Source organism: Streptomyces dryopteridis (assembly GCF_049606955.1).
GTDB lineage: Bacteria > Actinomycetota > Actinomycetes > Streptomycetales > Streptomycetaceae > Streptomyces.
The window spans coordinates 4,945,919-4,966,533 of record NZ_CP187113.1 but is presented as its reverse complement, the minus strand read 5'-3'; the positions used below and the strand labels follow the sequence as shown (position 1 = coordinate 4,966,533).

Sequence of the window (20,615 nt, the reverse complement as noted above, 5' to 3'; positions counted from 1 at the left end):
GTGCGGTCGGCGCACACGCTCCCCGCCCGGCGTGAACGCCCGTCGCACGGGGCGTGACACGCGGGCGTACGGGACGCGGAGAGCCCCGGAGCGCCTGCCCCCGGGCCCCCTCCCGCCACCGGCGCCCCGGCGTGCGCCCGTCCGCATTCTGCCGTGCCCCGCCCGGCCGGGTCCGAGGCCGCGCCCGCGCGCGCCCCGGACCCGACCCGAACGGGGGCGGGGCGGGCTCAGTCGCGGCGGGAGCGGGCCTTGAACGCGGCCTTGCGGGCCTCCTTGGCCGTCGCCCGGTCCGGGTGCAGCCGGCCGATCGCCTCCAGGACCGCCGCCGCGTCCGGGTGCCGGACCCGCCACGCCTCGTCCAGGAAGCCGGGGTTGCGGGCGATCAGCTCCACGAGCAGCGCCACCGGCCCCTGACCGTCCGCCTCCGGCTCCTCCGGATCGACGGCCGCCAGGTGCGCGGAGAGGGTGTCCACGGCCAGCCACAGCACGAGTTCGGGGCTCGGCGGCGGCAGGTCGTCCACGCCGCGTTCGGCGAGCCAGACCCGGGCCACGCCCGCCGACTCCCCCTCGTCGGCGCCGGCCCGCACGGCCGCGACCAGCTCCGTCTCGGCCGTCCCGTCCGCGCCCGTGCCGAGCCGGCCCAGGGCGCGCTGGGCGGCGAGCCGGCGCAGCGGGCCGGCCGGGTCGGTGCCGCGCGCGGCGTCGAGGAGTTCGGCGGCGGCGGTGGGGGCGGGGCGGGCGGCGAGCCAGTGGTCGATCTCGGCGTCGGCGGCGGCGTCCGGGTAGTGCGGGACCACCTCCAGCAGCACTCGCGCGTGCTCCTCGGCGAGGTCGCCGACGGCCGGGGCGTCGACCCCGGCCTCCACGAGCAGCGAGCGGACCCCGTACAGGCCGAGGGGGGTGAGGCGGACGATGCCGTAGCGGGCGATGTCCTCGTCGTCGAGTTCGGCGTCGCTCGGGGACCCGGCCGCGAGCTCCTCGTCCGTGGCCTCCGCCATGAGCGCCTCGTCCACCGGCCGGAAGTCCACCAGGCCGATGCCGGCGAGCTGCCGGAACTGGTCGTCCAGGCGCATCATCGCCTCCGAGACCTCCTCCAGCACCTCCTCCGTGGGCTCCTCCATGCCGTCGGGGATGACGGCGGACGCGGCGAGCACGGGCAGCGGCACGGGGGTCTCGCCGGAGCCGCCCTCGGCGACGGTGAGCAGGTACAGGTTGCCGAGGACCCCTTCGAGGAACTCCTGCTCGCGGCGCGGGTCCCAGCCCAGCCGCTCGAAGTCGATCTCGCCGCCCTCGTCGAGGGCGTCCACCAGGTCGTCCAGGTCGGGGACGGCCGCGTCGGCGACCACGGTGTCCAGCGCGGCCAGCCACAGGTCCAGCACGTCGCGCGGGGCCCCGCCGAGCACGGAGGGCAGTTCAGGGCCGGGTCGGGCCACCCCGCCGGTCTCCTCGGCCTCCTCCGGCTCGGTCACCTCGACCAGCCCGGCGTCCACCGCGACCCGCCATGCCTCGCCCGCGTACGCGGGGGTGTCGGGGTCCTCGGCGGGCAGCTCCAACAGGGCGGCGGCCTCGGCGAGGTCGGCGTCCCCGAGTTCGCCGGCGGGGCCCACGGGCCGCTCGGGATCGGCCCAGCGGGCCAGCCGCACGGCGCGGGCGAACACGGGCGCGGAAAGGGCGGCGGCGGCCAGCTCGGCCTCGGGCGCCAGGCGCACGGGGGGCAGCACGGCGCGCGGGCCCTCCCGGTCCTCCGCGTCCTCGTCCCCGGGGAACTCGCCGTCCGCGTACCCCTCGTACCCGTCCTCGAACGCGTCGGGGGCCTGCGGGTCGGCGCTCCCGTCCTCGGTCGCGGTGGCGGGGCCGGGGGGTGGTGTGGACATGGTGCGGTTTCTCCTCGCGGGCACGAAAACGGGTGAAGCGCGCCCCAGCGTAGACGGCCCGGGGGTGTCGGCAGGCCCGTCCGCACCTTTGGTTCATCCCACAGACAGCCCCCGTCCGCCCTGGAGACCTTGACAAGTTCGCTGTCATCGAAGGAAATTGACGCGCGTAGAGCACGTGCCGGCACGAACGAACGCCGCGAACCCCGGGGTTCCGGCGAACCGCACCGCCGCCCACGTCCCACCCACCGCACCTCTCCCCGACACGGAGTCCTGCCCATGCGCTCCTCCCTGCCCCGCACCGCCACCGGTTCGGCCGTCACGGCCCTGGTCACCGCCGCCCTCGCGGCCGGCCTGCTGACCGGCACCGCCGGCGCCGCCGAGCCCACGGCCGTCGACGGCCCCGTCCGGATCCACGACGTCCAGGGCACCACCCGGACCTCGCCGCTGGTCGGCAAGCAGGTCACCGACGTGGCGGGCATCGTCACCGGCGTCCGGACCTACGGCTCGCGCGGCTTCTGGATCCAGGACCCCGACGCCGACGACGACCCGGCCACCAGCGAGGGCGTCTTCGTCTTCACCAGCTCCGTCCCGACCGTCTCGGTCGGCGACGCCGTGAAGGTCACCGGCACCGTCGGCGAGTACGTCCCCGGCGGCCTGGCCTCCGGCAACCAGTCCCTGACCCAGATAGCCCGGCCCACCGTCACCGTGGTCTCCTCCGGCAATCCGCTGCCGGCCGCGACCGTGATCAACGAATACACCCTGCCGGGCCTGTACGCCCCGGCCGGCGACCCCGCGAAGGGCGGCAGCGTCAACGACCTGCCCCTGGACCCGTGGACGTACGCCCTGGACCGCTGGGAGTCCCTGGAGGGCATGAACGTCCGCGTCGGCACCTCCCGCGTGGTAGGCGCCACCGACCCGTACAGCGAGCTGTGGGTGACGGTGAAGGGCTGGGAGAACCCCACCAAGCGCGGCGGCACCCGGTACGGCTCCTACGAGTCGCAGAACACCGGCCGGCTCCAGATCCAGCAGCTCGCCCCGATCGCGCAGCAGCCCTTCCCCGTCGCCAACGTGGGCGACAAGCTCACCGGCACCACCGAGGGCCCGCTGGACTTCAACCAGTTCGGCGGCTACACCCTGGTCGCGCGCACCCTGGGCACCGTCAAGCCGGGCACCCTGACCCGCGAGGTCACCAAGGCCCAGGGCGACAAGGAACTCGCGGTCGCCACCTACAACGTCGAGAACCTCGACCCCACCGACCCGCAGGCCAAGTTCGACGCGCTGGCGGGCGCCGTGGTCACCAACCTGGCCTCCCCCGACATCCTCGCCCTGGAGGAGATCCAGGACGACAACGGCGCCAAGAACGACGGCACCGTCACCGCCGAGCAGACCCTCGCGAAGTTCACCGCCGCGATCTCCGCCGCCGGCGGCCCCGCCTACCAGTGGCGCTACGTCACCCCCGAGAACAACAAGGACGGCGGCGAGCCCGGCGGCAACATCCGCCAGGTCTTCCTCTACAACCCGGCCCGCGTCTCCTTCACCGAACGCGCCCCCGGCGACGCGACCACCGCCACCGGCGTGGTCAAGGAGAAGGGCAAGGCCGCCCTGACCCACTCCCCCGGCCGGATCGACCCGACCAACGCCGCCTGGACCGACAGCCGCAAGCCGCTGGCCGGCGAGTTCTCCTTCCGCGGCAAGCCCGTCATCGTCATCGCCAACCACTTCTCCTCCAAGGGCGGGGACGAGGGCCTGGTCTCCCACCACCAGCCGCCGAGCCGCTCCTCCGAGGTCCGGCGCCTGCAGCAGGCCCAGGCCGTCAACTCCTTCGTCAAGGAGGTCCTCGCGGTCCAGAAGAACGCGAACGTGATCGCCCTGGGCGACATCAACGACTTCGAGTTCTCGGACACCACCCGCGCCCTCACCGACGGCGGCGCCCTGTTCGCGGCCGTCACCTCGCTGCCCAAGCCGGAGCGCTACAGCTACGTGTACCAGGGCAACTCCCAGGTCCTGGACCAGATCCTGACCAGCCCCGGCATCAAGGACTTCGCCTACGACAGCGTGCACATCAACGCCGAGTTCGCGGACCAGAACAGCGACCACGACCCGCAGGTCCTGCGCTTCCGCCCCTGACCGGGCGCCGCCAGGGGGCCCGTCCGCGACCGCGGCCGGGCCCCCTGGCACACTCACGACCATGCTCCTGCGCACCACCGGCCCGGGGCTGCGTGATTCTGCGGCTGACGAGCGACGAACGGCGCACGGACGCCCACCGGTTCCACACCCGCCGGGGATTCACCCCCGGGCACGTGGGGTTCACCCTCGTCCTCTGAACCCGGGTGACCCGCTCCGCCCCCGCACCGAACCCCCGAACCCCCGCGGTCGACCCGAATCCGGGCAGCTCAGGGCCATGGTCCGGGACCCCCGACACCCTCCGCCCCGGGACCTCCCGGGACAGGTAGGGACCTTCGACCCTGGCGTGATCCTCGCCACACACCTACTCATTCGGGCCAAAGTGGTGTTGAGTGTCCACACGCACCGATCTTGTACCGCCTTGTACCGCCCTCACCCCTTTTGGAGGACCGCGTGTTCCCCTCCATGTCCCTCGCCCAGGAAATCGGCCTCGGCGTCCTTCTCGTGGCAGCCCTCGTCTGGGTGCTCGGCCTCGGCCACATGCTCTGGGACAGCCGCTTCCACGACCGGGAGCCGGTCCGTCTCCAGGGCAACGGCCTGTCGACCATCCCCGGCCAGCGCGGCCCATCGGCCCATCCGATGGAGACGGTCCAGCTCACGGAGGCCGAGGAACAGGCCTTCGCGGGCCTGGTCCGCACCATCGCCCTGCGCTGACCGACCGCCTGACCACCGACCCACCGGCCGTCCCCGGGTAGTGCGACCCGACCGACGACCACGAGAACACGCGAGAGCCCGCCCCCACCTGCTGAGGGGGCGGGCTCTCGCGTGTCGCGGGTGCGTCAGTTGTGGCTGTGCAGGACCTCGTTCAGGCCGCCCCAGACCGCGTTGTTCGGGCGGGCCTCGACGGCGCCGGTGACCGAGTTGCGGCGGAAGAGGATGTTCGAGGCGCCGGACAGCTCCAGGGCCTTGACGATCTGGCCGTCCGGCAGGGTCACGCGGGTGCCGGCCGTGACGTAGAGGCCGGCCTCGACCACGCACTCGTCGCCGAGCGCGATGCCCACGCCCGCCTCGGCGCCGACCAGCGAGCGCTCGCCGATCGAGATGATCTGCTTGCCGCCGCCCGAGAGGGTGCCCATGGTGGAGGCGCCGCCGCCGATGTCGGTGCCGTCGCCCACGACGACGCCGGCGGAGATGCGGCCCTCGACCATCGAGGTGCCCAGGGTGCCCGCGTTGAAGTTCACGAAGCCCTCGTGCATCACGGTGGTGCCCTCGGCCAGGTGCGCGCCGAGGCGGACCCGGTCGGCGTCGGCGATCCGGACGCCCTTGGGGGCCACGTAGTCCGTCATGCGCGGGAACTTGTCGATCGAGGTGACCTGGAGGTGCAGGCCGGCCGCGCGCGCGTTCAGGCGGACGGTCTCGACCGCGTCCACGGCGACCGGGCCGAGCGAGGTCCAGGCCACGTTCGCGAGCAGGCCGAAGACCCCGTCGAGGTTCTGGCCGTGCGGCTTGACCAGCCGGGTGGAGAGCAGGTGCAGACGCAGGTAGGCGTCGTGGGCGTCGAGCGGCTTGTCGTCGAGCGAGGAGATCACGGTCCGCACCGCGACGACCTCGACACCGCGCACGTCGTCCCGGCGGATCGCCTGCGCGGCGGGGGCGCCGAGCAGTTCGACGGCCTGCTCGGCCGTCAGACGCTCGGTGCCGGCCGGGCCGGGGGCCTCGGCGAGGGCGGGGGCGGGGAACCAGGTGTCGAGCACGGTGCCGTCGGCGGCGAGCGTGGCGAGTCCGGCGGCGACGGCGCCGGTGGTACGGGTGTCAGTCATGCCGGCAAACCTAACCGGCGACGGGCCGTCCGGGCCAACCGGTCTCAGTCGGCGGGCGCGCCGAGCAGCGGAAACGACGCGGCCCCGGCCGGCCCCCGGCCGTGCGCGCCGGCCCGAACCCGTGAAAGGGGCCGCACGGGGCGGGTGTTCGCGGGGCGGCGGCGCTACCGTGCCCGCGTGAGGATCCCCCGGCAGTCCGGACCGCCGCCCGAGCCCGAACCGACCCCCGAACCGACCCCCGAACCGAAGCCCGCGCCGGGCCCCGAACCGGCCCCCGGCCCGATCCGCCCCGGGCCGCTCGGCCGGGGGTGCGCGGCCCTGGGCCGGCGGGCCTGGGCCCTGGTGGGGTGGGCCCTGCCCGCGCAGGCCCTCGTGCTGCTGCCGCCGGCCCTGGCGCTGCCCTTCGGGGGCCGGGCCGCGACCCTCGTGCTGCTCGCCGTCGCACTGCCCGGGACCCTGCTGGTGGCGGCCGCGGTGGGGGTGCCGGCCGCGCACTGGGCCGCGGAACCGGGCGCGCGGCTCACGGCGGCGGCCGGGCTGCGTCGGGTGCCGGCGGTGTTCGCCGTGCTCGCGGTGGTTCTGGTGACGGCGCTGGGACCGGCCGGGCTCGCGATGGCCGCCGGCCTGCCGCTCCCCGCGGCCCTCGCGCTGCTGTGCTGCGGGGCGTGGGCGGGGGTGCGGGGCACTCTCGCGCCGGCGTACGCCGCGCTCGGACTCGGGCCGCTCGCCGCGTTGCGCCGCTCGGTGCGCCGGGTGCGCGGGGCCCGTGCCTGGTGGCGCACGGCGCTGCTGGTGGGGGGTTCGGCAACGGGGGCCCTGGCCCTGAGCTGGGCGGTGCGGTTGCCGTGGGCGGTGGCGGGGCCGCTGGCCTGGCCGCCGGCGTGGGCCTCGGGGACCCGGCAGGCCCTGGTGGCGGCGGCGCTGGGCACCCTGGCGCAGGGTTTCGTGGCGGCGTTCCCGCAGGCCGTGGCCGCCGCCCTGGCGCGGGAGCCGGAGGGGCCGGCCGGCGGTGCGGCTCCGGCCGGCCCCTCCGCGCGCTCCGCGCGGGTCAGCCGGTGGTCGGCAGGGTGAAGCGGACGGCGCGGGACTTCTTCCACTCCGGCTTGGTGAGGTCCTTGGCCTCGGTGCCGTCGCCGTAGAGGTCGGCGGAGCCGTTGTCGGTCAGGAGCTGCACGCGGGCCCCGGGGGCGCTCAGGTCGGGGGTGGCCACGATGGCCTCCCAGCCGCCCGGGTCGGTGGTGGGCAGGTCCAGGCGCTTGACGGGGGCGTGGCCGGCGATCCCGTCCCACTGGTAGAGGGCGTAGGGGTCGGTGTTGTCGTCGGCGGCCCAGGAGCCGGCGAGGATCAGGTACTGGCCGGCGGCGTTGCGGCGCAGGTCGCGCAGGGCGAGGCCGCCGAGGTCGAGTTCGACGCCGGCGCCGAAGACGGGCTTGGCCCCGGTGCCGAGGACCTTGTCCATGTTGGTGACGGGCACGATCAGGGCCTTGCCGCCGGGGACGGCCGGGGCGAGGGGGGCGCGGAAGCCGAGGTAGGCGGTGGTGGTGGAGCCGGGGGCGAATTCCAGGGCCTCGACGTTGAAGCCGTCGATCTGCTTGGGGACCTGGCCGGCGGCGGTGCCGGCGGCGAAGCCGTAGCGGTTGCCGTTGGCCTTGTCCCAGGCCACGAGGTCCTGGCGCAGGGAGGTGTAGGAGCGGCCGTAGGCGAGCTGGGCGGAAGCGCCGGTGCCGGTGAGCTTGGTGGTGAAGACGCTGTTGCGGGGGGCCTTGTACTCGCCGTCCTTGTTGTTGCCGAGCGAGCCGGTCCAGTAGATCGTGTCGCCGACCAGGGTGGCGCCCTCGATGTCGACCTCCTTGCTGACACCGAGCTGGGAGGAGAAGTCCCAGCTGCGCAGCGGGGCGCCGGAGACGGAGCCGTTGTACAGCCGCAGCACGTTGGACTCGTCGTCGGCCACGATCACGTACCCGCCGCCGACGTCCACGGCGGCCGAGGAGTCGGAGGCGCCGGTGAGGTAGCGGGTGTCGGCCGCGTCGGCGACGGCGCCGGAGGCGGCGTAGGAGAGGGTCTTGACGGCCGTCTTGCCGCCGAGGCCGGTGACCTTGACGGTGAGGTCGGTGCGGCCCTTGGCGCGGGCGGTGACGGTGAGGCTGCGGGTGCCTCCGGTGCCGGTGACGCTCACGTCGGAGGTGCCGGCCACGGCGGGCTTGCTGGAGGCGGAGGCGGCCACGCTCAGGGCGCTCGCGTCGGCGCCGCTCTGGGAGACGGTGACGGTGACGGCGGGGTCGCCGACGGCGCCGACCGCGCCGGAGAGGGCGGGGGCGGAGAAGGTGATGACGGGGGTGCCGTAGCTCGCGGCCAGGGCGGCCGGCGGCGGGGTCACGGCCAACAGGGCGACGGCGGTCGCGGCGGCGGCGACGGCTCCGGCGGCAAGGCGCACGGTCACGGCGGGGTCCTCGGTTCTCTCGCGGCGGGTGGGGGCGGCCCGGCGCCCGGAACCCGGGGGTCCGTGGCGGGGCGGCCGTGAGAAGCCTCGGCGCGGCGTTCCAACCGGGGGTGCACGGCGGTTGTCGGGCAGGCGAACAGCGGAGGGTCCCCGGCCCGGGATCGGGCCTGCCGGACACCTCGGACCCACGCGAGGACCGCCCGAGGACCCGCCGGGGCTTCCCGCCGGAACGCGACCGGGGCCCCGGCACCGTGAAGGGTGCCGGGGCCCCGGAGGGGTCCCGCGTGGGCGGGGAGGGGTGCCTCAGACGTTGAAGCCGAGCGCCCGCAGCTGCTCACGGCCGTCGTCCGTGATCTTGTCCGGGCCCCACGGCGGCATCCAGACCCAGTTGATCCGCAGTTCGTTGACGATGCCCTCGGTCGCGGACTTCGCCTGGTCCTCGATGACGTCCGTCAGCGGGCAGGCCGCCGAGGTGAGGGTCATGTCGAGGGTGGCGATGTTGGCGTCGTCGATGTGGATGCCGTAGATCAGGCCCAGGTTGACGACGTCGATGCCCAGCTCGGGGTCGACCACGTCGTAGAGGGCCTCGCGGACCTCCTCCTCGGTGGCGGGCTTGAGCCCCGTGACCGGCGCGGCCTCGGCGGCCGGCGCGGCCTCGGGGGCGGCGGCCTCCTCGGTCGCCTCGGGGGCGGCGTTCTCGGTGGTCATGCGCTCTTCCTCTCGGCGTCGCCCAGGGCCTGGGCGGTCGCGTCCTTCCACGCCATCCAGCTCAGCAGGGCGCACTTGACGCGGGCGGGGTACTTGGAGACGCCGGCGAACGCGACCGCGTCCTCCAGCACCTCCTCCATGGCCTCGTCCGGCTCGACCTTGCCCTTGGACTGCATGAGCTCCAGGAAGGTGTCCTGGATCCGACGGGCCTCGGCAAGGTCCTTGCCGACCAGCAGTTCGTGCAGCACGGAGGCACTGGACTGGCTGATCGAGCAGCCCTGGCCCTCGTAGCTGACGTCGGTGAGGGTGTCACCGTCGTACTTCACGCGGAGCGTGATCTCGTCGCCGCACGTCGGGTTGACGTGGTGCACCTCGGCGTCGCCGTCGCGCAGTCCGCGCCCGTGCGGGTGCTTGTAGTGGTCCAGGATCAGTTCCTGGTACATCGAATCCAGCTTCACAGCGTCCTCGTCACCCTCGTCATCCGAAGAAGTTCCGCACGTGCTCCAGACCGGCGACGAGCGCGTCGACGTCGGCGGGAGCGGAGTACAGGTAGAAAGACGCTCGCGTGGTCGCGGGAATTCCGTAGCGCAGGCAGACGGGGCGCGCGCAGTGGTGTCCGACGCGGACGGCGATGCCCTGCTCGTCGAGGACCTGGCCCACGTCGTGCGGGTGGATGTCCCCGAGGGTGAAGGAGATCGCGGCGCCGCGGTCCTCGGCCGTGGTGGGGCCGATGATCCGCAGGTCGGGGACCTCCTTCAGGCGGGCGAGGGCGTATTCGGTGATCGCGTGCTCGTGGGCCGCGATCCGCTCCATGCCGATGCCGTTGAGGTAGTCCACGGCCGCGCCGAGGCCGACGGCCTGGGCGATCGGGGGGGTGCCGGCCTCGAACTTGTGCGGGGCCGGGGCGTAGGTGGAGGAGTGCATCGAGACGGTCTCGATCATCTCGCCGCCGCCGAGGAACGGGGGCAGGTCCTCCAGCAGTTCCTGGCGTCCCCACAGGACGCCGATGCCGGTGGGGCCGCACATCTTGTGGCCGGTGAAGGCCACGAAGTCGGCGCCGAGGGCCTGCACGTCGAGGGGCATGTGCGGGGCCGCCTGGGAGGCGTCGATGAGCACGAGGGCCCCGACGTCCTGGGCGCGCCGCACGATGGTCTCGACCGGGTTGACGGTGCCGAGGATGTTGGAGACCAGGGTGAAGGAGACGATCTTCGTCTTCTCCGTGATGATCTCCTCGATGTTCGACAGGTCGAGGCGGCCGTCGTCGGTGAGGCCGAACCACTTCAGCTTCGCGCCGGTGCGCTGCGAGAGCAGCTGCCACGGGACGATGTTGGAGTGGTGCTCCATCTCCGTGATGACGATCTCGGTCTCGCGGTCGACGCGGTAGGGCTCGTCGGCCCAACCGAGCATGTTGGCCACGAGGTTGAGCGACTCGGAGGCGTTCTTGGTGAAGATCACCTCGTCGCGGCTCGGTGCGTTGACGAAGGCGGCGACCTTGTCGCGGGCGCCCTCGTACAGTGCCGTGGCCTCCTCGGCCAGCACGTGCACGCCGCGGTGGACGTTGGCGTTGTGCCGTTCGTAGTAGGCGTTCAGCGCGTCGAGCACCAGGCGCGGCTTCTGGGAGGTCGCCGCGTTGTCCAGGTAAACGATCTTCTTCCCGTCGTGGACCACACGATCCAGCAGGGGGAAGTCCTTGCGGATCGCCTCGGTGTCGAGGAGGCCGGGCAACTGTGTCACGCCGTGACGCCACCCTTCACGTACTTGTCGTAGCCCTCGGCCTCGAGCTGGTCGGCGAGCTCGGCGCCGCCGGACTCGGCGATGCGGCCGTTCGCGAACACGTGCACGAAGTCGGGCTTGATGTAGCGCAGGATGCGCGTGTAGTGGGTGATCAGCAGGGTGCCGACCTCACCGGACTCGCGGACGCGGTTGACGCCCTCGGAGACGATGCGCAGGGCGTCGACGTCGAGGCCGGAGTCGGTCTCGTCGAGGATCGCGATCTTCGGCTTGAGGAGCTCCAGCTGGAGGATCTCGTGGCGCTTCTTCTCGCCGCCGGAGAAGCCCTCGTTGACGTTGCGCTCGGCGAAGGCGGGGTCCATGGACAGTCGCGCCATGGCCTCCTTGACCTCCTTGACCCAGGTGCGGAGCTTGGGGGCCTCGCCGCGGACGGCGGTGGCGGAGGTGCGCAGGAAGTTGGAGACCGAGACGCCGGGGACCTCGACCGGGTACTGCATGGCGAGGAACACGCCGGCGCGGGCGCGCTCGTCGACGGACATCTCCAGGACGTCCTCGCCGTCGAGGGTCACGGTGCCACCGGTGATGGTGTACTTCGGGTGACCGGCCAGGGAGTAGGCCAGGGTGGACTTGCCGGAGCCGTTCGGGCCCATGATGGCGTGGGTCTCACCCTGCTTGACGGTGAGGTCGACGCCCTTGAGGATCTCGCGGGCGCCGTTCTCCGCCTCGACGGAGACGTGCAGGTCGTGGATTTCAAGCGTAGCCATGGGTGCCTCAGGACTCCTGGGTGAGGGAGACGAGTACGTCGTCCCCTTCGATCTTTACGGGGTAAACGGGGACGGGGCGCGTGGCGGGCAGGCCCGAGGGCTTGCCCGTGCGCAGGTCGAAGGCCGAGCCGTGCAGCCAGCACTCGATGGCGCAGCCGTCGACCTCGCCCTCCGAGAGGGAGACGTTCGCGTGCGAGCAGATGTCGTTGATCGCGAACACCTCGCCCTCGGTGCGGACGATCGATACCGGCGTGCCGGAGATCTCGACCCGCTTGGGGGTGTCGTCCTCCAGCTCGCTCAGTGCGCAGACCTTGACGAACGACATCAGACGGACGCCGCCAGCTCGGTGTCGATCTTGGCGATGAGGCGCTCTTCGAGGTCGGCGACCCCGATCTGCTGGACCAGTTCGGCGAAGAAGCCGCGGACCACGAGGCGGCGGGCCTCGTCGGCCGGGATGCCGCGCGCCTGGAGGTAGAAGAGCTGCTCGTCGTCGAAGCGGCCGGTCGCGGAGGCGTGGCCGGCGCCGACGATCTCGCCGGTCTCGATCTCCAGGTTGGGCACGGAGTCGACGCGGGCCCCGTCGGTGAGGACGAGGTTGCGGTTCATCTCGTAGGTGTCGGTGCCCTCGGCGGTCTTCTCGATCAGCACGTCGCCGATCCAGACCGCGTGCGCGCCCTCGCCCTGGAGCGCGCCCTTGTAGACCACGTTCGACTTGCAGTGCGGGGCGCTGTGGTCGACGAGGAGGCGGTGCTCCTGGTGCTGGCCCTTGTCGGTGAAGTACAGGCCGAAGAGCTCGGCCTCGCCGCCGGGGCCCGCGTAGGTGACGCGCGGGTGCAGGCGGACCACGTCGCCGCCGAAGGTGACGACGATGGACCGGAAGCTCGCGTCGCGGCCGACGAGGGCGTTGTGCTGCGAGACGTGGACGGCGGTGTCGTCCCAGTCCTGCACGGAGACCACGGTGACCTTGGCGCCGTCGCCGACGAGGAAGTCGACGTTGGCGGCGCGGACGCCGTCGCCGGTGTGGTCGATGACGATGACGGCCTCGGCGAAGGGCTTCACGTCGAAGACGGTGTGGCCGAAGGTGGTGCCGCCCTCGCCGTGCAGGGAGACGCGGACCGGCTCGGTCAGCACGGTCTCCTTGGGCACGGTGACGACGGTGGCCTTGGCGAAGGAGGAGAATGCCTGGGCGGCGACCCGGTCGACGGGGACGCCGGCCTTGCCGATCCGCTCGTCGCCGCGCTCGACGGACTCGACGAGGACGCCCTCGGGGGCGTCGATCTGGGCCTTCATCGTGCCGTTGGCCTCGGCGGTGCCGTCGTGCAGGCCGCGCAGGCGGTCGAGGGGGGTGAAGCGCCATTCCTCCTCCCGGCCGTGGGGCACGGGGAAGTCCGCCACGTCGAAGGACGGGGGGGCGCTCATCCGGGTGGCGACGGTGGACTCGGCGGCCACCGCGATCGCGCCGGCGGTGGTGGAACCAGCCGGGATGTTGTGAGCCTCAGCCATGGCTGTCGTCTTGCTCTCTTCCTGCGTCACTGCGTCATTGGTGTTGCGGGTGGAGGTCCGGGCCCGGCTGCGCGGGGCGGCCGGTCCCGGGAGGTCGGCGCGGACGATCAGCCGACGGAGCCTTCCATCTGCAGCTCGATCAGGCGGTTCAGTTCCAGCGCGTACTCCATGGGGAGTTCGCGGGCGATCGGCTCGACGAAGCCGCGCACGATCATCGCCATGGCCTCGAACTCGGACAGGCCGCGCTGCATCAGGTAGAAGAGCTGGTCGTCGGAGACCTTGGAGACGGTGGCCTCGTGGCCCATGGTCACGTCGTCCTCGCGCACGTCCACGTAGGGGTACGTGTCGGAGCGGGAGATCGTGTCCACGAGGAGGGCGTCGCACAGCACGTTGGACTTGGAGCCCGGGGCGCCCTCGCCGATCTCGATGAGACCGCGGTAGGAGGTCCGGCCACCGCCGCGCGCCACCGACTTGGAGACGATGTTCGAGGAGGTGTTCGGGGCCATGTGGACCATCTTGGCGCCGGCGTCCTGGTGCTGACCCTCGCCCGCGAAGGCGATGGAGAGGGTCTCGCCCTTGGCGTGCTCGCCCATCAGGTAGACGGCCGGGTACTTCATCGTCACCTTGGAGCCGATGTTGCCGTCGACCCACTCCATGGTCGCGCCCTCGTAGGCCACGGCCCGCTTGGTGACCAGGTTGTAGACGTTGTTCGACCAGTTCTGGATGGTCGTGTAACGGCAGCGGCCACCCTTCTTGACGATGATCTCCACGACGGCGCTGTGCAGCGAGTCGGAGGAGTAGATGGGGGCGGTACAACCCTCGACGTAGTGGACGTAGGCGTCCTCGTCCACGATGATCAGGGTCCGCTCGAACTGGCCCATGTTCTCCGTGTTGATGCGGAAGTAGGCCTGGAGCGGGATGTCCACGTGGACGCCCTTGGGCACGTAGATGAACGAGCCGCCGGACCAGGTGGCGGTGTTCAGCGAGGCGAACTTGTTGTCGCCGACGGGGATGACGGTGCCGAAGTACTCCTTGAAGAGTTCCTCGTGCTCCTTCAGCGCGGTGTCGGTGTCGACGAAGATGACGCCCTGCTCCTCCAGGTCCTCGCGGATCTGGTGGTAGACGACCTCGGACTCGTACTGGGCGGCGACACCGGCGACGAGGCGCTGCTTCTCCGCCTCCGGGATGCCGAGCTTGTCGTACGTGTTCTTGATGTCCTCGGGCAGGTCGTCCCAGGAAGCGGCCTGCTTCTCGGTCGAGCGCACGAAGTACTTGATGTTGTCGAAGTCGATGCCGGAGAGGTCGGAGCCCCAGTTCGGCATGGGCTTCTTGTCGAAGAGCCGCAGCCCCTTGAGGCGGAGCTTCAGCATCCACTCGGGCTCGTTCTTCTTCGCCGAGATGTCGCGGACGACGGCCTCGGAGAGACCGCGCTTGGCACTGGCGCCGGCCTCGTCGGAGTCGGCCCAGCCGTACTCGTAGTTGCCCAGACCCTCGAGTTCGGGGTGAGCAGTCTCCGTGGTCATGCGGGGTTCCTCCCGGCGGTGCGTGCAGATGCGGATGCAGGTGCGGATGCTGATGTCGTGGTGGGGTCGGCCGACGGTCCGGGCGCCCCGGGCGGGTCCGCCCGGCCGGCGCGCGGGATGAACGTCGTGCAGACCCCGTCACCGTGCGCGATGGTGGCCAGTCGCTGGACGTGTGTCCCGAGCAGGCGGGAGAAGACTTCCGTCTCCGCCTCGCAGAGCTGCGGGAACTGCTCGGCGACGTGCGCGACCGGACAGTGGTGCTGGCAGAGCTGTTCGCCACTGTGCGGGCCGGGTGCGCTCTTCGCGGTTGCAGCGTACCCGTCGGCGGTCAGCGCCTTGGCAAGGGCCTCGGTACGGCTCTCCGGGTCGGCCGCGGCCACGGCCTCCCGGTAGCTCTCGGCCTGGTCGGCCAGACGGGCGCGGGCGAACTCGGCCACCGCGGCCTCGCCGTCCTCGCCGCCGCCCGCGCTCCGCGCGATCCAGCGCAGGGCCTCGGCGGCCAGGGTGTCGTAGGACTGGTCGAAGGCGTCCCGGCCGCAGTCGGTGAGCGCGAAGACCTTGGCGGGCCGGCCGCGGGTGCGCGCGCCGTACACGCGCTGTTCACGGGGGGCCACGACGTCGTCCGCGACCAGCGCGTCGAGGTGGCGGCGGACCGCCGCCTGGGTGAGGCCGAGACGGGTGGCGAGGTCGGAGACCGTGGACGGACCGTGGTCCAGGATGGAGCGCGCGACCCGGTTGCGGGTGGACCGCTCTCCGGTCGCGAGTTCCCCCTGGGGGGTCTCGGTCTGTCGTTCGCCTCTTTTCACAACGCCATTGTTGCGTAAATATCCGAGCCCCGACAAGCGGCGACGGAGACCACCACTGGTGGCCTCCGTCACTAAGGGTTACCTTATTTATATACGTTCGGTTAGGCGGGGACCTTCATTCCGCTCGCGGTCTCGTGGGATTCGACGGTCCCGTCGCCCTCCGCGGATTCGGCCGCGCCCTCGCGGATCGAGCCGCCCTTGAACCAGTAGGCGGCCCCCACCAGCAATCCTCCGCCGACGATGTTGCCGGGAACCGTGAACAGAAGGTTCCGGAAAAGATCCCCGAAGCTCGCCGAGCCGTCCAGGATCGCCAGGCTGAAGAGCGCCATGTTGGCCACGCAGTGTTCGAATCCCACCGCCACGAACACCGCCACCGGCAGCCACAGGACGAAAATCTTCGCCGCGTCCCCGCGCGCCCGGGTGAACATCCAGATCGCCAGGCACACGAGCATGTTGCAGAGCACGGCCCGCCAGAACAGCTGTCCGCCGTCCAGGGCGATCTTCCCGTGCACCATCTCGGCCAGCATCGACTTCGCCGAGGCCGAGGAGGTCACCCCCGAGGCGTGCACCATCGCGCCGAACGCGAACGCCCCCACCAGGTTGCCCGCCAGCGACAGCACCCACGAGCCCACGAGGTCCTTCACCCCGGTCCGCCCGGACAGCGCGCCCACCAGCATCACCATCACGTTGCTGGTGAAGAGCTGCGCACCCGCGAACATCACGATGGTCAGCGCGATCGGGAAGACCGCTCCCTCCAGCAGCTTCACCGCCGCCGAGCCCTTCGCCACGAAGGGGGAGATCGCCACCAGCAGCAGCACCTCGCCCACCCCGATGTAGGCGCCGGCCATCATGGCGGAGACGAAGTATCGCGGGGGGTGCCCCAGGTCGTGGGCCTTGTGCTCGGCCTGCCCCGAGGTGGCTTCGACGTTCTGCGCGATGCTGTTCACCCTTCAACGCTAGGACCGCCGACGGGCCCTCAGGTCTCGAAAAGGTCACCAGCCCGCCGCCGCCCGGCCCTCCGCCCCCCGGGACCAATGCCCCCCGTTCGCGCTCCGTAGACTCGCCCGCATGAGCAACGACCCCGCCGTGGAGATCCGCGGACTGGTGAAGAGATTCGGCGAGAAGGCAGCAGTCGACGGCCTCGACCTGACCGTCCGAAGGTCGACGATCACGGCGGTCCTTGGTCCCAACGGCGCGGGCAAGACGACCACTGTGGAAATCTCGGAGGGCTACCTGCGCCCCGACGCCGGACACGTCCGCGTCCTCGGTCTCGACCCCGTCGCCGACGCGAGCCGGCTGCGTCCCCGGATCGGCGTGATGCTCCAGTCCGGCGGGATCCCCTCCGGCGCCCGCGCCGTCGAGATGCTCCGGCACACCGCCGCCCTCTACGCCCACCCGCTGCCGATCTCCGACCTCGTGGACCGGCTCGGCCTGGACTCCTGCGGGCGCACCCCCTACCGACGGCTCTCGGGCGGGCAGCAGCAGCGGCTGGCCCTGGCCATGGCCGTGGTCGGCCGCCCCGAGCTGGTCTTCCTGGACGAGCCCACCGCCGGCCTGGACCCGCAGGCCCGCCGGGCCACGTGGGACCTGGTCCGCGAGCTGCGCGCCGACGGGGTCACCGTGGTCCTCACCACCCACCACATGGACGAGGCCGAACAGCTCGCCGACGAGGTCGCCGTCCTGGACTCCGGCCGCGTCATCGCCCACGGCTCCCCCGAGGAGCTGTGCCGGGGCGGCGCCGAGAACACCCTGCGCTTCAGCGGCCGGCCCGGCCTCGACCTGGAGTCCCTGCTCAAGGCCCTGCCCGACGGCAGCGGCGCCGAGGAGCTCACCCCCGGCGCCTACCGGGTCTCCGGCGCGATCGACCCGCACCTGCTCGCCACCGTCACCTCCTGGTGCGCGCAGCACGGCGTCATGCCCGACCGCCTCTCGGTGGAGCGGCGCACCCTGGAGGACGTCTTCCTCGAACTGACCGGCAAGGAGCTGCGCGCATGAGCGGCGGCACGTTCACCCCGAACCCGGCGGCGGCCCCGCTGCCCCGCATGATCCTCGCGCAGACCGCCCTGGAGACCCGCTCCCTGCTGCGCAACGGCGAACAACTGCTGCTCACCGTGATCATCCCGGCCCTGCTGCTGGTGCTGTTCTCCTCCGTGGACATCGTCGACACCGGCGAGGCGAAGGCCGTCGACTTCCTCGCCCCCGGCGTCCTCGCCCTGGCCGTGATGTCCACCGCCTTCACCGGGCAGGCCATCGCCACCGGCTTCGACCGCCGCTACGGGGTCCTCAAGCGGCTCGGCAGCACCCCCCTGCCCCGCTGGGGGCTGATGGTCGCCAAGACCCTGTGCGTGCTGGTCACCGAGGTGCTCCAGGTGGCCCTGCTCACGGTGATCGCCTTCGCCCTGGGCTGGTCCCCGCACGGCAACCCCCTCGCGGTGGCCCTGCTGCTCCTGCTCGGCACCGCCGCGTTCTCGGGCCTGGGCCTGCTGATGGCCGGCACCCTCAAGGCCGAGGTCACCCTCGCCGCCGCCAACCTCGTCTTCCTGCTGCTCCTCGTGGCCGGCGGGGTCATCGTGCCCCTGGACCGCTTCCCCGACGGGGTCCGCGCCGTCCTCGAACTGCTCCCGATCTCCGCCCTCTCCGAAGGGCTGCGGGCCGTGCTGCGGGACGGGGCCGCGATGCCCTGGGCCGAGCTGGGCATCCTCGGCGTCTGGTCGGTCCTCGGCCTGGGCGCCGCCGCCCGCTTCTTCCGCTGGCACTGAGCCCGATCCCGGAGCGGGGCGATCCGGGCAGGTCGGACGGGGTGTCGGGGACCGGCGGCGGGGGATCAGTGCGAGGTATCGGACACACCCGCCCGGAACGGCCCCCGCCGGTTGACCGACGGCTCTCCCGGCCCGGTCCGGCGTGGCATTCTCGAAACCCACGGCCCCGCGCACCCCGCGCCGGCGGGCCGGGAGCCGACCGATGCCGGGGGGCGGGCAGATGACACAGCGAGAGGCCGCACTGCGGCTGGACGAGACCTGGGCCGAGCTGCGGGCCGACCGCGAGGAGCGGCCCCCCGGGGCCCCGGACCCCGGCGCGGACGAGGCCGAGGCCCTGCTGACCCGGCTCGTGCACGCCCTGCGCGAGGCCGCCCGGGACGGGGACGTGGAGTGCACGGCCCGCCTCGGACTGCGCCTGGCCGACCTGGCCGGGCTCCGCTTCGGCCGGGGCGACCGGGCCGGCGCGCTCTCCGCCGTCGGCGAGGCGCTGCACCACTCCGAACAGGCCGCCCGCCGGGCCCCCGACGTCCCCGAGTTCACCCGCTGGTGGGCCCGCGGCCTGATCAACCAGGGCGTCTGGCTGGCCTGGCCGCTCAGCGACGACCGCCGGCTGCCGCGCTGGCCCCTGGGCAGCGCCGGCTCCGAGGGCCCCGGGATGATGGAACGGGCCGCCGGCGAACGGGCCCTGGCCCTGACCAGGACCGCCGTGGACGTGTGGGCCGGCCTCGACCGCGCCGACGCCGTCAACCGGCGCGGCCTCGCCCAGGCCAAGGTCTTCCTCGCCGACCGGCTGGCCGAACTCGGACACCGCGAGGAGGCCGTGGCCTGGGCGGTGGACGCCGAGAACGACTTCCGACGGCTGCTGGCCGGGCACCCGGGCGGGGCGAGCGCGGCCGAGGCGGCGGGCGAGGCCGAGGGGGTGCGGGCGGCCCTCGCGCACCTCGCGCGCCAACTCGACCTGCGGCTGCGGCACCTGGAGTTCGCCTCCCTGGTCCGGCTGCGCGCCCAGGGGCTGCTGCCCGAGCGGCTGCTGGGTCAGGCGGTGGTGCTCGGCGGGGTGCGCGGCCTGGGCCCCGACGAGATCGCCGAGGGGCTCGGCGTGCCCCCGGCGCAGGTGGCGGCCTGGTGGCGGGGCAGCCCGTGGCCGGCGGTGTGGCGGGTGGACGTGCGCGACCGGGACGGGCTGTGGAGCGCGCTGCCGCGCCCCTGGCAGGGCCGGGCCGAGGTGCGCGGGCGGACCGCGGCCGACGTGTCCGCCGAGCTCGCCGAGTCCTTCCTCGGCTCCTCCGAGCGCCCGGCGGCGGGCACCCCGTGGCGACTGCACGTGTGGTGGCGCACGGCGGGCGATCCGGCGGCGGCCCTGTACCGGCTCGCGGGCACGGTCGGAACCCACGAGGCGCACACTCCCTGAGCCGATCCGGACGCCCCGAACACCCCTGTAACGAACGGCTCGTGGCGTTCTGCCCGTTTTGACACCTTGTGGACGAGGCGTGACGTGTTTCGCACCCCCCTCGTGAAAGTTTGCACAAGGGGCGGCCTACGATGGACCCGTGTTGACCCCCCTCGCTTACATCGCCGACCGCTGGACGCCCTCCCCCCGGGTCCTGCGGCGGGCCGCGCTCGCCGCGGTCGTCATGAGCGTGGCCATCGTCGTGACCGGTGGCGCGGTGCGCCTGACCGGCTCCGGACTCGGCTGCGACACCTGGCCCAAGTGCACGGACGACAGCCTGTTCGTGACGCCGGCCCAGGGCCTGCACGGCTACATCGAGTTCGGCAACCGGATGCTGACGTACGTGCTGTGCGCCGCCATCGGCTGGTCGATCGTCGCGCACCGCTCGGCCAAGCCCTGGCGACGCCGGATGACCCGACTGGGCTGGCTGCAGTTCTGGGTGGTGATGGGCAACGCCGTGCTCGGCGGCATCACCGTCTGGACCGGCCTCAACCCCTTCAGCGTGGCCGGGCACTTCCTGCTCGCCACCTCGCTGATCACGGTGACCACCGTCACCTTCGTGCGCAGCGGGGAGGGCGACGGACCGGCCCGGCCGCGCGTGCCCGGCCCGGTGCGCAAGCTGTCGGCGGCCCTGCTCGTCACCACCTTCGTGCTGATCGCGGCGGGCACCGTCGTGACCGGTTCGGGTCCGCACGCGGGCGACAGCAGCGAGGTCGCGCGGATGCCCTTCGACTGGGCGACCACGGCGCACGTGCACGCCATCGCGGCGTGGCTGGTGTGCGCGCTGGCGGTCGCGATGTGGCTGCTGCTGCGGATGGCCGACGCGCCCGACGACATCCGGGCCCGGGCCCGTGACCTGCTGATCGTGCTGCTCGCGCAGGGCGCCATCGGCTACGTGCAGTTCTTCACGAAGCTGCCCGAGGTGCTGGTGGCCGCGCACATGCTGGGCTCCTGCCTGGTGTGGATCGCGGTGCTGCGGCTGGCGCTGTCGCTGCGCGAACGTCAGGAACTGCCGGCCCCGGCCCCGTCGGACGAGGACGCCCGCCTGGCGACCGTCTGACCGCTCCGCACCCCCCGAGGCCGGCCCCGTGCGCGGGACCGGCCTCCGGCGTG

At 72.8% G+C, this 20,615-nt stretch carries 19 protein-coding genes; 7 read left to right on the top strand and 12 right to left on the bottom strand.

Annotated elements, in window-relative coordinates; all coding sequences use genetic code 11:
• Positions 1-227: 227 nt before the first annotated feature.
• Positions 228-1,874, bottom strand: coding sequence for a hypothetical protein (locus tag ACN20G_RS21220; RefSeq protein ID WP_424214385.1), 1,647 nt, complete (start codon positions 1,872-1,874; stop codon positions 228-230).
• A gap of 276 nt (positions 1,875-2,150) precedes the next feature.
• Here ACN20G_RS21220 and ACN20G_RS21215 point away from each other — a divergent pair, with 276 nt between their 5' ends.
• Positions 2,151-4,001, top strand: coding sequence for an endonuclease/exonuclease/phosphatase family protein (locus ACN20G_RS21215; RefSeq protein ID WP_424214384.1), 1,851 nt, complete (start codon positions 2,151-2,153; stop codon positions 3,999-4,001).
• A 450-nt stretch (positions 4,002-4,451) separates the two neighbouring features.
• Positions 4,452-4,712 (top strand): hypothetical protein, encoded by a 261-nt coding sequence (locus tag ACN20G_RS21210; protein ID WP_424214383.1) that lies wholly within the window; start codon positions 4,452-4,454, stop codon positions 4,710-4,712.
• A 125-nt stretch (positions 4,713-4,837) separates the two neighbouring features.
• On the opposite strand, the gene dapD is transcribed toward ACN20G_RS21210, so the two are convergent.
• Entirely contained in the window at positions 4,838-5,818 is a 981-nt protein-coding gene (gene dapD, locus ACN20G_RS21205; protein ID WP_424214382.1) for a 2,3,4,5-tetrahydropyridine-2,6-dicarboxylate N-succinyltransferase, read from the bottom strand.
• A 177-nt stretch (positions 5,819-5,995) separates the two neighbouring features.
• Between dapD and ACN20G_RS21200 the strand changes: the two genes are divergently transcribed.
• Positions 5,996-6,889 carry a hypothetical protein gene (locus ACN20G_RS21200; RefSeq protein WP_424214381.1) on the top strand — a complete coding sequence of 298 codons (894 nt, stop codon included), beginning with the start codon at positions 5,996-5,998 and terminating at the stop codon, positions 6,887-6,889.
• Here the strand turns inward: ACN20G_RS21200 and ACN20G_RS21195 are convergent.
• The 10 genes from ACN20G_RS21195 to ACN20G_RS21150 form a co-directional block, all read right to left on the bottom strand.
• Positions 6,867-8,258, bottom strand: a complete 1,392-nt coding sequence (locus ACN20G_RS21195; RefSeq protein WP_424214380.1) for a hypothetical protein — start codon at positions 8,256-8,258, stop codon at positions 6,867-6,869. The genes ACN20G_RS21200 and ACN20G_RS21195 overlap by 23 nt on opposite strands.
• 303 nt (positions 8,259-8,561) lie before the next feature.
• Positions 8,562-8,966, bottom strand: a complete 405-nt coding sequence (locus ACN20G_RS21190; RefSeq protein ID WP_424214379.1) for a metal-sulfur cluster assembly factor — start codon at positions 8,964-8,966, stop codon at positions 8,562-8,564.
• Positions 8,963-9,424: a Fe-S cluster assembly sulfur transfer protein SufU gene (gene sufU, locus ACN20G_RS21185; protein WP_424214378.1), complete on the bottom strand. Its 462-nt coding sequence runs from the start codon at positions 9,422-9,424 to the stop codon at positions 8,963-8,965. The genes ACN20G_RS21190 and sufU overlap by 4 nt, the downstream gene beginning before the upstream one ends.
• Positions 9,425-9,443: 19 nt before the next feature.
• The gene (locus tag ACN20G_RS21180) at positions 9,444-10,700 is read right to left on the bottom strand and encodes a cysteine desulfurase (protein ID WP_424214377.1); all 1,257 of its coding nucleotides are present in this window, start codon (positions 10,698-10,700) and stop codon (positions 9,444-9,446) included.
• Entirely contained in the window at positions 10,697-11,461 is a 765-nt protein-coding gene (gene sufC / locus ACN20G_RS21175) for a Fe-S cluster assembly ATPase SufC (protein ID WP_424214376.1), read from the bottom strand. The genes ACN20G_RS21180 and sufC overlap by 4 nt, the downstream gene beginning before the upstream one ends.
• Positions 11,462-11,468: 7 nt before the next feature.
• Complete coding sequence (locus tag ACN20G_RS21170; RefSeq protein WP_424214375.1) at positions 11,469-11,786, bottom strand: non-heme iron oxygenase ferredoxin subunit; 318 nt, start codon at positions 11,784-11,786, stop codon at positions 11,469-11,471.
• Entirely contained in the window at positions 11,786-12,964 is a 1,179-nt protein-coding gene (gene sufD / locus ACN20G_RS21165; protein WP_424214374.1) for a Fe-S cluster assembly protein SufD, read from the bottom strand. Before sufD ends, ACN20G_RS21170 begins: the two co-directional genes overlap by 1 nt.
• 107 nt (positions 12,965-13,071) lie before the next feature.
• Positions 13,072-14,487 (bottom strand): Fe-S cluster assembly protein SufB, encoded by a 1,416-nt coding sequence (gene sufB / locus ACN20G_RS21160; RefSeq protein WP_424214373.1) that lies wholly within the window; start codon positions 14,485-14,487, stop codon positions 13,072-13,074.
• Positions 14,484-15,293 carry a helix-turn-helix transcriptional regulator gene (locus ACN20G_RS21155; protein WP_424214372.1) on the bottom strand — a complete coding sequence of 270 codons (810 nt, stop codon included), beginning with the start codon at positions 15,291-15,293 and terminating at the stop codon, positions 14,484-14,486. Before ACN20G_RS21155 ends, sufB begins: the two co-directional genes overlap by 4 nt.
• A gap of 101 nt (positions 15,294-15,394) precedes the next feature.
• On the bottom strand, positions 15,395-16,240 hold the full coding sequence (locus ACN20G_RS21150) for a formate/nitrite transporter family protein (protein WP_424214371.1): 846 nt from the start codon (positions 16,238-16,240) through the stop codon (positions 15,395-15,397).
• A gap of 121 nt (positions 16,241-16,361) precedes the next feature.
• Here ACN20G_RS21150 and ACN20G_RS21145 point away from each other — a divergent pair, with 121 nt between their 5' ends.
• The 4 genes from ACN20G_RS21145 (at position 16,362) to ACN20G_RS21130 (ending at position 20,562) form a co-directional block, all read left to right on the top strand.
• Positions 16,362-17,288, top strand: coding sequence for an ABC transporter ATP-binding protein (locus ACN20G_RS21145; RefSeq protein WP_424214370.1), 927 nt, complete (start codon positions 16,362-16,364; stop codon positions 17,286-17,288).
• Entirely contained in the window at positions 17,285-18,052 is a 768-nt protein-coding gene (locus tag ACN20G_RS21140; protein ID WP_424214369.1) for an ABC transporter permease, read from the top strand. Before ACN20G_RS21145 ends, ACN20G_RS21140 begins: the two co-directional genes overlap by 4 nt.
• A 220-nt stretch (positions 18,053-18,272) precedes the next feature.
• Positions 18,273-19,463, top strand: coding sequence for a hypothetical protein (locus ACN20G_RS21135; RefSeq protein ID WP_424214368.1), 1,191 nt, complete (start codon positions 18,273-18,275; stop codon positions 19,461-19,463).
• Between the two features lie 139 nt (positions 19,464-19,602).
• A complete protein-coding gene (locus ACN20G_RS21130; RefSeq protein ID WP_424214367.1) occupies positions 19,603-20,562 on the top strand; it encodes a COX15/CtaA family protein in 960 nt (319 codons plus the stop codon).
• Positions 20,563-20,615: the final 53 nt, after the last annotated feature.

What these genes read in the sequence shown, in the direction of transcription:
- ACN20G_RS21190 (WP_424214379.1), bottom strand. Translation starts at nt 8,966, where the DNA reads ATGACCACCGAGAACGCCGCCCCCGAGGCGACCGAGGAGGCCGCCGCC.
- ACN20G_RS21140 (WP_424214369.1), top strand. Translation starts at nt 17,285, where the DNA reads ATGAGCGGCGGCACGTTCACCCCGAACCCGGCGGCGGCCCCGCTGCCC.
- ACN20G_RS21145 (WP_424214370.1), top strand. Translation starts at nt 16,362, where the DNA reads ATGAGCAACGACCCCGCCGTGGAGATCCGCGGACTGGTGAAGAGATTC.
- ACN20G_RS21170 (WP_424214375.1), bottom strand. Translation starts at nt 11,786, where the DNA reads ATGTCGTTCGTCAAGGTCTGCGCACTGAGCGAGCTGGAGGACGACACC.
- sufC (WP_424214376.1), bottom strand. Translation starts at nt 11,461, where the DNA reads ATGGCTACGCTTGAAATCCACGACCTGCACGTCTCCGTCGAGGCGGAG.
- sufD (WP_424214374.1), bottom strand. Translation starts at nt 12,964, where the DNA reads ATGGCTGAGGCTCACAACATCCCGGCTGGTTCCACCACCGCCGGCGCG.
- ACN20G_RS21135 (WP_424214368.1), top strand. Translation starts at nt 18,273, where the DNA reads ATGACACAGCGAGAGGCCGCACTGCGGCTGGACGAGACCTGGGCCGAG.
- ACN20G_RS21215 (WP_424214384.1), top strand. Translation starts at nt 2,151, where the DNA reads ATGCGCTCCTCCCTGCCCCGCACCGCCACCGGTTCGGCCGTCACGGCC.
- ACN20G_RS21220 (WP_424214385.1), bottom strand. Translation starts at nt 1,874, where the DNA reads ATGTCCACACCACCCCCCGGCCCCGCCACCGCGACCGAGGACGGGAGC.
- sufB (WP_424214373.1), bottom strand. Translation starts at nt 14,487, where the DNA reads ATGACCACGGAGACTGCTCACCCCGAACTCGAGGGTCTGGGCAACTAC.
- dapD (WP_424214382.1), bottom strand. Translation starts at nt 5,818, where the DNA reads ATGACTGACACCCGTACCACCGGCGCCGTCGCCGCCGGACTCGCCACG.